Here is a 12,416-nt window from a genome sequence, read left to right on the forward strand (position 1 = left end):
AGTCCCAGGACGCTCGGACGACTGGTTGATCTTCCCGCGCCGCGCGAATCTGAAGCCATGACAACCACACTCATTACCGGTGCGAACAAGGGACTGGGATTCGAAACCGCTCGCCGCCTGATCGAGGCCGGGCACATCGTGTATATCGGCAGCCGTGACGCCGAACGGGGGCAGCGGGCCGCGGCGGAGTTGGGTGCGCGGTCAGTGCTGCTGGATGTCACCGATGAGGGTTCGGTGCAGGCGGCCGCCAAGCGTATTGACGCCGAGGGTGGTGTTGATGTGCTGATCAATAATGCGGGGATCGATATGGAGGGGAACGGTGCGCTGGAGGTTGGTGAGGTTACTGCCGAGATGATGCGAGAAGTGTTTGATACCAACGTGTTCGGGGTGGTGCGGATGTTGCACGCGTTCCTGCCGCTGTTGCATCGGTCGGCGGCTCCGGTGGTGGTCAATGTCAGCAGTTCGCTGGCTTCGATGACGCGCAGCACCACGCCGGGGACCAATGCGTTCGCTTATCCCGGACTGTCGTATCCGGCGTCGAAGGCCGCGGTCAACCGGCTCACGGTGCAGTATGCGAAAGCGTTGCCGCAGATGCGGATCAACGCGGTCGAACCCGGGTACACCGCCACCGACCTCAACGCGCACGCGGGCACCCAGACGGTGGCCCAGGGCGCGGAGATCATCGTGCGCATGGCGCAGGTGGGCCCGGACGGTCCGACCGGTGGCTACTACGACAGCACCGGATCCCTGCCGTGGTGACCCGGGCGGGATCCGGTGCGTGATCGAACACCTCGCGCGCGACAGCGCTACCGCCCGAATCGCAGCAATGTGAGTGAGGGGCGCAGTGCGTGGCCGAATGGGGTGTTCGCGGCCCGGCGCATCAGCGGAGAACCCCAGCGCCCGCGACCCGGAGGCGGGATAAGGTCTTGGGAGGCAACAACTCCCGGGATCATGCGGGGGAGTCGGCGAGCCTGGCGGGGGCTCTGGCTCGTCGGCATCGGCGGGGCGGTGTAGCGGGGGCTCAAACGCACTCTGCCGCGCATGGTCATGGCACTGAATACGCGCGGGATGGAGTCGTAGATCAGGACACCGCCCGGGAAATGCTCGGCCAGATCGGCGATAAGCCGATGGACCTCGGGGGTCGGCAGGTACATGAACAGGCCCTCCGCGGTGATCACCGCGGGTCCACGCGGCACCTCCGCGAACCAGGATCGATCCAGCGCCGAGCGTGCCAGTCGCGTGATGCCCGGTGCGGGTGGCAGTAGGCGTTCCTGCGCGGCGATCATCTCCGGCAGATCGATGGAGTACCAGGCGACCTCGGGTGCGCCCACGCGCCAATACGTCGTCTGCAATCCCTCGCCGAGTGCCACCACCGGCCCGGCCGGATGGATGGCGAGGAAGTCGGTGATCTGCTCGTCGATCACCATCGCGCGCAGGGAATGCACCTGGCTGGGCGGGCCGAATCGGTCGAAATCCTCAGCGGCCAGAGCACGGTAGAGGCGAATCGACTCATCGTCGGTGTAGACCGAATCCGGGCGCAATGCTTCCTCGGCGCGGTTGCGCAGGGTCCACAGCGCCGTCTCGGGCACCCCGGACAATTGGGTTTGCGTCATCGGTCCGTCCCGGCCGTGTCGTGGTCACCGGTGAAAGCCAGCAGCGCGGCGGCCGTGCGCGCCGGATCCTCGAGATTGGGGGAGTGGCCCACGCCCGGCAGCAGCGCCACCGTCGTATCGGGCACGACCTGGTACTCGACTGTGAAGGCGGGATCGAATCTGCTGTCGTCCTCGCCGAAGATGACCAGCAGCGGTTTGCCCAGGGGCGCAAGGCGTTCGGGGAGCGAACGCTCATCGATATAGGCCAGATTGGCCTGCGACGCGGCGGCGAACACGACCGGATCGATGACACGGAACTGATCCACGTACTCCTGCGGGATCTCATAGTCCGGGCTGAAGCCCGAGCGCATCAGCTCACGGAACTGATCATCGGAGAGCTCCGACCACGGCCCCGACACCGCGGGCAGCAATGGGTCCAGATAGGCGCGCATATGCGGCCCGAAATCCATGACCACCACCGCGCTCACCAGATCCGGTCGGAGCTCGGCCAGCGCCGTGGCCACCACACTGCCACTGGAATGACCCACGGCGACGACCTGCTCGACCCCGAGCCGATCCAGCACCGCCGCGACCCGATGTGCCTGATCCGGAACGCTATAGCCCACAGCGCCCAGCCCAGCCGATTCACCGCAACCGAGCAGGTCCACTCGAATGACCCGATGTGACCCGGTGAGCAGCGGAACCATCGGATCCCATGACCGCCCCGACGCGGCCGTGCCGTGGATCAGCAGCAGCGCCGGGGCATCGCGCGGTCCGTCCTGAGTCACACGGAGTTCACTACCGTCCGAGGGCCGATCCGACTCCGTGGCCCCTCGTAAGTTATTGCCGGAAACAGTCATACCTGAACTGTCGCTCGCGAAGTACGCCTGTGGATTGGACAAATGTTCCCCACCGCCCGAGTAAGCGCCAGCGTGAGCCTGACACTGCCCGAGATCCGGCGCGACGATCGCGGAACGGTCGACACCGGCGGCCACGAAGCTCGGTCGGTCGGTGGTGGTGGCGACCACGGGGTTCGGTTGCATAGCATGGCGACATGGGGTTCGGCGCACCCGTGCAGGACGATGCGATGCTGTGGGACATCGCCTGCCCACCCCGGCCCAGCCGCCTGCCCGGAGTCGCCATGGCCGGCTTCATCGACCGCGGCCTCACCCCACCCGACCTTCGCCTGATTCCGCATCCGGCGGTCACTCTGCTGCTGGTCCTGGGGGGCACGATCGCCGTGGAAGACACTGCCGGACAACGGCATCGGGGCAGCTTCGTCATCGGACCCGGCTTCGGGGACGTGCTGCGTGCACTGGAGGTGCAGGTCGCCGACTGCCTCCAGATACGCCTGCCGCCGATGATCGCGAGCGCGATACTGGGTCCGGCAGCAGCCGACCTCGATGACTCCGTCGTCCCACTCGACGCCCTCCTCGGTCCCGAGGCAGACCGAATCTGCCAGCAGCTCAACAGCTTCCGGTCCTGGGATGAGCGCTTCGCCTGGGCCGACGCCTGGCTCACCCGCCGCTACTTGGCAGCCACATCCCGGATACAGCCCGAGGTGATGTGGGCCTGGCAGCGCATCGCCTCCGGACGCGGCATCATCCGAATCGAGCCCCTGGCAACCGAACTCGGCTGGACCCGCAAACGCCTCTGGTCGCGATTCCACGCCCAACTCGGCCTCACCCCCAAACGCGCCGCCACCCTCATCCGCTTCGACCACGCCGTCCACAGCCTGGTCGCGGGCCGCCCGCCCGCCGAGGTCGCCGCCGACACCGGCTACACCGACCAATCCCACCTGCACCGCGAGATCCGCGCCTTCACCGGCCTGACCCCCGCGACCGTGGTCGACGAACCATTCCTCGCCGTCGACAGCACCGCCTGGGGCTGGCCCGAACGCGTCCCATCGTCGACAGCGTCGCGTGGGTCGGCCGGACAGCGCCTCTAACCGCCGATCCTGTCCCGCATCGCATCCAGCACCGTCGTGCCCAGGGGAGTGAGCGAGCCCGCCGATTCCAGCAACGCGACACCCTCGATAGTGAGAGCCCGAACCTCGGCATGCCGCTGCTCGGCCGCCGCCGCGCCGGATTCGGGCGCGATGGCGCGACGCACCTCCCAGAAATCGGTCAGGGCCAGATGGGCGTACGTGCTGTGCAGCAGTCCCTCGATCGGGCGCGGATGCGAGAAGCACGGCGGGTGATACCGCGGTTCGATATCGTCGCGGTCGTACAACTCGAAGGCATCCATCATCGCCCCGAGCTTCACATGCTGGAACTCGTGCACCAGCAGCTCCGCCAGCGACTGCGCGTTCAGATCCCGCGCCGCGATCCCCACCGCGCCGAAAGCCGATCTGGCCGAAGCGCTTCGGTCCACTGGACCGTCGGGGCGCAGGGGCAGGATGGTGCGCAGACCCTCGCGCAGGCCGGGCAGATACGCGGGCAGATGAGTCTCGATGAAATCGATCGCGCCCGTGAAGGCATGCTGCCAGCGCGCGGCCTCAGCCTCGCTCAATCGGCCGGTCGGCTCGATCTCGCTGCCGGCGTAGGGGAGTGCGCGATAGGGATCGATATCCTCCAGCGTCACACTCACCTCCCCGTGGGTCAGCGTGCGCACCGGCTCATCCAGCTCGACTCTGCCGGTCTCGATCCACACCCGATCATCGGTGCCATGCAGCGCGCCGAACATCGGCAGCGGTGCCGAGCCATCGCGAACCGGCACCGGTAATCGCATATCCACACCGGCGAGCATCGCCGCACTCGCCGTGACCGCCTCCAAGTGATGGACATCCGCCGCGACGAACTCCCCGCGACTGATGTTCTCCAACAACGCCGATGCCCACACCCGGGTGTATGGATGCGCGAGCACCCGTGCGACCGCGTCGGGAGCCGCAGCGTCCAAACCCACCAGCACATTCCACGCGGCGGCGAAACGCGCGTCATCGTGCGGGCCGAAACCGCCTACCGCGGACAACAATTCACGCTGCACCGACGCCTGTGCCCGCACCAGCCAGCGCACCGACTCCGCATCACCGAAACCCGCTGCCAACTGGACGAATTGGGCTTCGGGCAGACTATGCGTTGACGTCATCACGCACCTGCACCCGCTCCTCGAACGCCGCCCGATGCGCCCGCGCCGCGGCAACGGCCGCGCGCTCGGCCTCGGCGTCGACGGGCTCGTCCAGCCAGGGGCGCACGGTCGCGCTCATCCCCTCGGCGAACCGCTCGCCCAGCGGGGTCAGCGATCCCGAACCCTGGAGCTGGCGAATCGCCTCCGCAGTCATCATGCGCCAGCGCACGAACTCACGCTCGGACGCCTGCCGCTGCGCTCCCTCGGCCACCGTCCGATGCACCCGCCAGAAGTCGGTCACCCCGATATGGGCGTAGGTGCCCTGCAACAGGCCCTCGATCGGGCGGGGATCCGGCCGCCACGGCGCGTAATAGCGCGGCGCGGTATCGGCGCGATCGAACAGCGCGAACATATCGAGGATCGCGCCCATCTTCACGTGCTGGAATTCGTGGATCAACGGCAGCGCCGCAGAGACCAGCGACTGCCGCAGCGCGATCCCGACCGCGCCGAACGCCGCACGCATGGACGCGCTTCGGTCGTAGCTCTCCTCCGGCTCCATCGGCATGACCGCGCGCAGACCCGTGCGCAAGCCCGGTGCGTAGCGGGGGAGATGCGCGTCGAGGAAATCGATACCCGCGGCGAACGCGGCCTGCCACCGCCGCGCCTCGGCATCGTCGAGCCGATCCGCGGCGAAGGTATGACCGATACGGTACGGGTCGGTGTCCTCGAGCGGGACGCTCAGACCCGTGGCGGTCAGGCGGCGCAGCGGCTGAATCAACTCCAAGCCCTCGATCGAACCCGTCTCGATCCACACCTGGTCTTCCGCACCCGCTTTCACCGCACCGAAGGTCGGCAGCGGCGCGACACCATCGCGCACCGGAATCGGCAACCGCAGATCCCGGCCCGCGTGCAGGGCCGCACTCGCGGCGACCGCCTGCAGATGACGCACATCCACCGCCGCCGGCTCACCCGCGCTCACCCCCTCCAGCAGGGCGGTGGCCCACACCCGGGTGTACGGATGCGCGAGCACCGTGGCCACCGCATCGGGGGCCGAGGCATCCAGCGAAACCAGCACATCCCAAGCGGCAGTGAACTTCTCGTCCTTCTGCGGCCCGAACCTGCCTACCCCGGCCAGCAATTCGCGCTGTAGCGACGATTGCGCTTGCGCGAGCCAATCGATCGTGGCGGCATCGCCGAAACCTGCTGCCAGCTGGTCGAATTGATCATCGGACAGGCTGTGCGCATGTGCGGGAGCCTCATGCGCGGAGGTCTGCGCGCCACCTCTGCCCGCGGCAACTTCTGACTCAGCCACGTGATCGATCATCTCCTTCAAATCCGAGCAGTAAACGGAGGGATTGTCGAAACCGGCGCCCGGCCGGTACCGATCCGGATAGAAACCGCCGCCGCACACCTGCACCACCGAACAGGACTGGCAGACCGCGCTCACGCCATCGATGCCGTCGCGGCGCACCGTGACCCCCGGCAGCACAGCGGCCTCGTCGAGACTGTTGTCGAAGACATTGAGCCCGGTCGCGGCCGCGCCCTCGAACGCGGTCTTGAGCGAATCCACCTGCTCCAGTGAGCCATCGGTCTCGATGACCAGCAGATCCACCTGATCCAGGCCGATCGCCTCGGCGGAACTGGGGCGGCCGTACATGGCCGCGATCACCGATTCGAAGGTGCGCAGCGGAATCGGGCGGCCGTCGGCGTTCCAGGCATCGAAGACCGCGATGAGCCATTGGGCGTACTCGCCGCCACCCTGCGTCGGGTTGTCGGGATCGCGTCGTGATCGCAGGCCGGGTGGCTGATGCTCCCAATTCGAGTGCGGCATAATCAGATCCATGCGCGGCGGGTCCTGCTCCAGCAGTCCGCGGTACACGGCGATCGGGTCATTGGCGATATCCACCGTGCACAACAGGCCGGAGAACAACGCCCGATACTGCGGCCTGCGTAGCAACTCCAGGCTCTTGCTCACCTGGTCATAGCTGCTGCGGCCATTGCGATACAGCCGGTGCCGGTCATTGGCGGTGCGATCACCGTCCAGTGAAACACCAACTCGCACATTGTATTCGGTGAAAAGATCAAGAAATGCCGGGCTGAGCAGAATCCCATTGGTGTGGATGTGCAGATTCAGCCGGGCCACCGGAGCGATGGCCGCGTGCAACGCGGCGAGGAACTCCCGGGTGCGATCGACGCCGAGCAGCAGCGGCTCGCCGCCGTGCAGCACAATCGCGACTTCGGAAAGCTGATGTGCCGCAGCGTGTTCGGCGATGCGAAACGCAATCCGGGTGGCCGTCTCCGGGGCCAGCCCCATCGGACGGCCACGCCAGGATTGGTCGGCGTGCTCGTACATGTAGCAGTAGTCGCACGCCAAATCACACCGGCTATGCACCTTGATCACAAACTGACGAAAAGGAAGCGGTTTACGGTTCACGGGATAGCCGGTGCGCTGGGTCAAATCACATCATCGCGGAACTGAACGAGATGCCGGTAGTGGAGGAGTGGGCCAGATTCGACAGCAGTTCGGGCAGGCTCTGCCCCGACAGCTGCCCCAACGGCGCATCCCGCAGATCGGTTACGGCGGACACCACGGCACGGTCATTCGTGTTCATAAGGGATCTTCCAATCAATCGAAAACTATTGTCGTGCAAGCCAAATGCTACGCAGTCGTCGTCGTGCGGCCTTCCCGTCGATGGGAGTCTCGCCATGTATTAGATCGAAAAATGGAAATATGCGCATTGAACGATGTGTCCCGGCCGCGTCGGCGCCCGGCTCAGGCCGAACCGAAGGTTCGACTAAAGGCAGCCCATTGAAAAGAGGCGATCGCGCGCCACTTGGCCGCGGAGGCAGGCCAATGGGGGAGCGATGGAGCGGATCAGCTCTTCGATCTGATCGTCGGTGAAAATGCCTGGGAGAGTGAGGTTGTCCAGGATCAGCCCGTTGACTACGAGGTAGGTGATGACGGCGTTCGCGTCGTCGGACGCAGTCGTGTCGAGCTCGGCGCGGACGCGTTCGGTGATCAAGGCTTGCAGGCCGGGCCGGCGCGTGGCTTCCAGTCGGAGCTCGAGGAATGCGAGATAGCCACTGCGAGAGTCGAGTACGTGGCCGCACGCGATCTGTGCGAGCAGGTCATCGCGGTTGGCGAAGTAGTTCGAGGCGGTACCACGGGGGACCCGCGCCTGTTCGTCGACCGCGCGAAAGGTCAACCCGCGAGCGCCTCTTGCGGCCAGGACCTCGATCGACGCATCCAGTAGGGCTTGTCGGCGTATCCGGTTGTGACGAACCACTTGACACCACTCCAGTCGTAGTACTATCTTCAAATCACTTCATGCAGAGTACTACAGAAGAGGCGGTTTGCAATGCGAAATCTTGTCTACTACGTGGCGGTCTCCCTCGACGGCTACATCGCAGGCCCGCAGGGCGAATTCGACTTCTACCCGGTCAGCGCGGACCAGTCCGAATGGGTCAACGCGCGGTACCCGGAGTCGGTCCCGGCCCACATCCGCGGACACTTCGGCATGCCACTCGATACCCCGAACAAGGAGTGGGACACCGTCTTGATGGGACGCGGCACCTACGAACCCGGCCTCGTTGCCGGCGCGGAGGGCCCCTATCCGCACTTGAAGCAATACGTCTTCACTCGCACTCTCACGGCGGCGGACCATCCGCATGTGGAGATCGTCGACGGCGACCCTGCCAACGTCGTCGCAGAGCTGAAACAGCAAGAGGGCCTGGGTATCTGGCTCTGCGGCGGCGGCAACCTGGCGGGCCAGCTCCTCGAGGAGATCGACCAATTGATCATCAAGACCTACCCGGTCATCGCGGGCAACGGCATCCGCGCCTTCGACGGCGCCTTCCAGCCCACCCGTTTCCAGGTCACCGAACGCCGTGAATTCGACAACGGCTGCCAGATCACCTGGCTCGACCGAGCCTGATCACTTCTTCCTACCCCACATCCGAACATCTCGAAAGGCTCAGCCCCACATGCGAAACCAGCGTCGTACCTTCCCCATTCAGAACAAGCAGCAGCAGCCCTTCGCCCGCCCGCTGCCGCCGCGCACCATCCCCAACGCGAAGATCGGTTTTCCGCGCCACGGCCGTTCCGGCGCACGGTAGCCGTGCAGTTCGGTCGAAGTTGCCCGGTCGCCCGGGGCAACTCACGGCGTGTGTGGCGTAGTGGGGGATAGGCGGATGATTCCGCTCGAGCCCAGCGGGAGGGTTACCCGCAGGCCACGAATATCGTCGACGAGGTCGGTGTAACCCTCTTGAATTTGCGCGAAGCGCAGCGCGGCGCCATGGTGGTGGATCGTATTGGCGCTGTGGCGCAGGGTCCATTGGAGTTGGGCATAGGCGTCGGCGATATGGCTGATGACTTCGCCGAGGGAATGCGTGTGGCGACGAGTGCCTTGGGGGCGTGGCAGGTGGCGGACGGACCAGTCGTCGATGAGGGCGGTGAGGGTTGTGAGGCGGTCTCGTGTTGCTGCGGCGTCGAAGTCCGCGGGGCGCCTGGTCGCCGATAGCGACGCGGTGATCAGGGTCGCGTGCAGGTCGGCCAGTTCGCGAGCCCAGCCGATCAATGGTGAACCGGCCCGTAGGGTTCCGGCGATCGCCAGCAATAGTTGACGGCCGTCCAACACACCGCATATGGATTCACCGTCACCGGCTGAGTTTTGCACAACCCTCATGGTTCGCAGTCTCGCGTTCATTGCGCCCTCATGTCACAACATTCGAATTCAGTGAGCATCCGATGGACCGCTCACACAAACTACGCTCTCAATAAATTGATTCGCGAATTACTCGGATGCCCAGCGTAATTGAGTGCCACAGCCTCACCATGGCTGGGAAGCTGCGAATGCAGGCGCGGGACTCATCACGCCCAACCGGTCGGGACAATTCGTTGCAGATTCATCGCGTAGTCTGTTGGTTCTCGATGACCGAATAACCTTGTGCCACACCATAATACGTCACAGTGACGAAATGGCGGGGTATGGCTGGGTGGTAGCTTTCCAAATCAGATCTGCAATTCGTTGCCGCTCAACTCATCGCAATGACCTTGTGTGGCAACGGCTTCGATTGCGCGCGCCGCGTGGGTCAGTGCAAGGGCTGGCCCGTGTGAGCATTCATGCCGGCCGATGATGCGGCGGTGAAAGTTCTACGGCCCCATTCCATTCGCCCACCGATAATATACCTTATGTCAAGTTACGGATTATGGGGTGGCTCCCCTCCGAAGCGCGGCCGAGGCGGCGGTGAAACAGGCGGGGCCGGACAACTATTGGCGTCGGTGCCACAATCGAGGCTTCCCAGCGACCGCGGGACAGCGAGACTTGTCATCTCGGCGTCTGGGGAGCGTTGACCCCACTCCCCCCTGGCGCCGGGTGCCGCGCACATAACCCGCGTGAGCTTCTCGGTGGTAGATCGAAGTTGCCAGCGGCTGTCCGTGGGGGTGGGTCTTTGGCGCGTGCGTGTACTGCCGCTACTTGCGTGCGTGTTTCGCCGGAGTCTTGGCAGCAGCGGAACAAATAAAATTGGCAGTTCAGAGTGTCTTTCTTGCCCACTCGGCACTGTTTCGGTCCGCATTTTGCGACTGGTTGCTCGGCGAAGTCGCGATGAGGCAAGACGTATCGGTGCCCTCGAATAGACACGAAACACGCTCAACAGCAACACATACCAGCTTCGACAGGCGGCACGCAGCGGCGCGATTCAGATCGCTTGCCGCCCATGCGATGCTGACACGATGCTGCAAGTCATCACCGGCATGTACTTCCGTGAGGTCGAACTCCACCAGACCGAACATCGCCGCACCCTCTACACCAATGTGACCGCCTCCTGGCAGTGCGCACGGATCGACCTCGCGATCGGGCACCTGATACCTGCGACCGACTGGGGCGCGCCGGTGGCCACGATGCTCGCGTGCCTCACCGAACGGCTCGAGGCTGTGCGCGAGGACGGCACCGACGAGTTCATGATCTCCACCGGCGGCACAGCGATTTTCGAGGACCTGGCCACCGTCCTGTCGTTCGCTCTCGACGCTACCGTCACCACCAACGCCGACACCGCCCGACGGCTCATCAGCCGCCCCTCGGGCAGCCACCACGATCCCATCCCCGCCGACATCCTGCCGCGAGTGTTCGCCCCACACCGCTACCTGCACGAGCACGAGATCGATGACCTGCAGCAGTTCGTGACCACACTGCTCGCGCTGCACCGCCCACGATTCCAGGCCGCGATGGCGGCGATGCGCCGCATCGTCACCGCGAGCCGACGAGTCAGCGAAGACCCGACTCTGTCCTACACCGACTACGTCGCGGCACTGGAATCGCTCTCCGCCGACACCACAGTCCCCCTGCTCGAGTGGGACCGACTCGACCCCCGCAAACGCAAGATCCTGAACCCGGTGTTGTCCACCCTCGACCCCGACACCGCCGCCACCGTCCGGGCCGCGATCCTGGACGCCGAACGCGCCGGAATCAAAAACCGCTACATCGAATTCGTGCTCTCGCACGTACGCCCATGCTTCTATCGCGAGGAAGCCGCCGCGATCGGCTCACCCGTGCGCGCTACAGCGCTGCGTCGGCTCGTGGGCACCGCGTACGACGCCCGATCCAAAAACATGCACGAGCTGCGCGAATTGGCGTCGGTCTCATCGCTGATGACCCTGGACACCGAAGTGGTCGACCCTGTCGGGGCGGAGATGATGCTCTCGCACCGCGGCCTCAACCGCCTTGCCCGCCACGTCGTACGCACCTACATCTCCCGCGCGGGCACCGAGATCGACACCGACTTCCGGTGGCGTGAGCACCTGCCCAACATCATCCAAATGCGTCTGGCACCGCAGTACTACCTCGGCGGAGCCGAGGCCATGACCAAGGACACCGCCGCCACCCGCGCCGGTGAATACATCGCCCACCTGATCGAAGCGCTCTCCGGACGCGCGCAGGAATACATCGACATGCGTCCGGCCCTGGCGCGGATCGAGCAGATCCTGCCCGGTAACCGCACCCCGCACGTACGGCTACCGCTGCTGGCCATCTACTACCTCTGGCACGCCCTGACTCCGCCCGAATTGCATTGCAGCGCACCACGAAAACTCCTCGACACCGCCCATACCGAACTGACGCCCCCGAACATCTGGTCCTTCGCGATCGCCGCATTGCTTGATCAACACCCGGACTGGACCGCAACCCAACTACAGCAACTAGCGGACGAACGCGCCACCGAACTACAGCGCAAACGTCCCCTCGAACTCCACCCCCGCATCGACGCCGCGCTGTGGGTTCGCACCGCACAGCAACATCAACACACCCGCGAGTACCTCTCGGCGGTGGCCGCGATGAACAACGCAGTGGGATGCTGCCCGGGCGACCCCGACCTGATCGAGCTCGAACATGACGCGATCACCGCTCGTCCAATGACTTTCCATGTCCGCACCTACGTTCTGGGCCCACCACCGACCCCGGCTCCCTCTCCCGCAGGCACTGCTCAAGCTGCATCGGTGTCCGAAACCGCTGACATAGGCGACATCTCATCCACCACACATCCCACCGACCCGGCGTCACAGGCACCCCACGACCCCACCTAGACGCCTCGCGTGCGTAAATCGGCGCAGCCAACAGCAGAGCCATGCGCGTTGGAACCCAGCGTCGTTTTTCCGCTCACCCTGTCCGAAAACGGCCTGGCGAGGCAGTAGACGATGCGTCCGGGTTGCCGGATCTCTTCAGCACGACCTACTCGCCACGATCCTGTGCGCCCAGCATTCGC

General features: G+C 65.2%; 12 protein-coding genes. 5 read left to right on the forward strand and 7 right to left on the reverse strand.

The annotated features are described in order from the left end of the window. Window positions 1-57: 57 nt before the first annotated feature. A complete protein-coding gene (locus ACFC4D_RS14805) occupies window positions 58-759 on the forward strand; it encodes an SDR family NAD(P)-dependent oxidoreductase (protein ID WP_376063379.1) in 702 nt (233 codons plus the stop codon). Window positions 760-806: 47 nt separating this feature from the next. On the opposite strand, the gene ACFC4D_RS14810 is transcribed toward ACFC4D_RS14805, so the two are convergent. Next, on the reverse strand, window positions 807-1,613 hold the full coding sequence (locus ACFC4D_RS14810) for a class I SAM-dependent methyltransferase (RefSeq protein ID WP_376063380.1): 807 nt from the start codon (window positions 1,611-1,613) through the stop codon (window positions 807-809). Then, on the reverse strand, window positions 1,610-2,380 hold the full coding sequence (locus ACFC4D_RS14815; protein ID WP_376063381.1) for an alpha/beta fold hydrolase: 771 nt from the start codon (window positions 2,378-2,380) through the stop codon (window positions 1,610-1,612). Before ACFC4D_RS14815 ends, ACFC4D_RS14810 begins: the two co-directional genes overlap by 4 nt. A gap of 266 nt (window positions 2,381-2,646) precedes the next feature. Here ACFC4D_RS14815 and ACFC4D_RS14820 point away from each other — a divergent pair, with 266 nt between their 5' ends. Further along, the gene (locus ACFC4D_RS14820; RefSeq protein WP_376063382.1) at window positions 2,647-3,540 is read left to right on the forward strand and encodes a helix-turn-helix domain-containing protein; all 894 of its coding nucleotides are present in this window, start codon (window positions 2,647-2,649) and stop codon (window positions 3,538-3,540) included. On the opposite strand, the gene ACFC4D_RS14825 is transcribed toward ACFC4D_RS14820, so the two are convergent. From ACFC4D_RS14825 to ACFC4D_RS14840, 4 genes are all read right to left on the reverse strand, one after another. Then, complete coding sequence (locus tag ACFC4D_RS14825; protein ID WP_376063383.1) at window positions 3,537-4,679, reverse strand: HEXXH motif domain-containing protein; 1,143 nt, start codon at window positions 4,677-4,679, stop codon at window positions 3,537-3,539. The two genes, ACFC4D_RS14820 and ACFC4D_RS14825, sit on opposite strands and share 4 nt — an antisense overlap. Continuing rightward, entirely contained in the window at window positions 4,663-7,059 is a 2,397-nt protein-coding gene (locus ACFC4D_RS14830; protein WP_376063384.1) for an FxsB family cyclophane-forming radical SAM/SPASM peptide maturase, read from the reverse strand. The genes ACFC4D_RS14825 and ACFC4D_RS14830 overlap by 17 nt, the downstream gene beginning before the upstream one ends. Before the next feature lie 58 nt (window positions 7,060-7,117). Then, the gene (locus tag ACFC4D_RS14835) at window positions 7,118-7,270 is read right to left on the reverse strand and encodes a hypothetical protein (protein WP_330179446.1); all 153 of its coding nucleotides are present in this window, start codon (window positions 7,268-7,270) and stop codon (window positions 7,118-7,120) included. Window positions 7,271-7,453: 183 nt separating this feature from the next. Beyond that, a complete protein-coding gene (locus tag ACFC4D_RS14840) occupies window positions 7,454-7,945 on the reverse strand; it encodes a TetR/AcrR family transcriptional regulator (RefSeq protein ID WP_376063385.1) in 492 nt (163 codons plus the stop codon). Window positions 7,946-8,017: 72 nt separating this feature from the next. Here ACFC4D_RS14840 and ACFC4D_RS14845 point away from each other — a divergent pair, with 72 nt between their 5' ends. Next, entirely contained in the window at window positions 8,018-8,593 is a 576-nt protein-coding gene (locus tag ACFC4D_RS14845) for a dihydrofolate reductase family protein (RefSeq protein WP_376063386.1), read from the forward strand. Window positions 8,594-8,642: 49 nt separating this feature from the next. After that, window positions 8,643-8,774 carry a hypothetical protein gene (locus ACFC4D_RS14850; RefSeq protein WP_376063387.1) on the forward strand — a complete coding sequence of 44 codons (132 nt, stop codon included), beginning with the start codon at window positions 8,643-8,645 and terminating at the stop codon, window positions 8,772-8,774. 41 nt (window positions 8,775-8,815) lie between these two features. Here the strand turns inward: ACFC4D_RS14850 and ACFC4D_RS14855 are convergent, their stop codons facing one another. Then, the gene (locus ACFC4D_RS14855; protein ID WP_376063389.1) at window positions 8,816-9,364 is read right to left on the reverse strand and encodes a hypothetical protein; all 549 of its coding nucleotides are present in this window, start codon (window positions 9,362-9,364) and stop codon (window positions 8,816-8,818) included. A gap of 1,028 nt (window positions 9,365-10,392) precedes the next feature. Between ACFC4D_RS14855 and ACFC4D_RS14860 the strand changes: the two genes are divergently transcribed. Then, window positions 10,393-12,237 (forward strand): hypothetical protein, encoded by a 1,845-nt coding sequence (locus ACFC4D_RS14860; protein ID WP_376063390.1) that lies wholly within the window; start codon window positions 10,393-10,395, stop codon window positions 12,235-12,237. The last annotated feature ends 179 nt before the right edge of the window (window positions 12,238-12,416 follow it).

It is taken from the genome of Nocardia sp. NPDC056000 (assembly GCF_042269265.1).
Lineage (GTDB): Bacteria > Actinomycetota > Actinomycetes > Mycobacteriales > Mycobacteriaceae > Nocardia.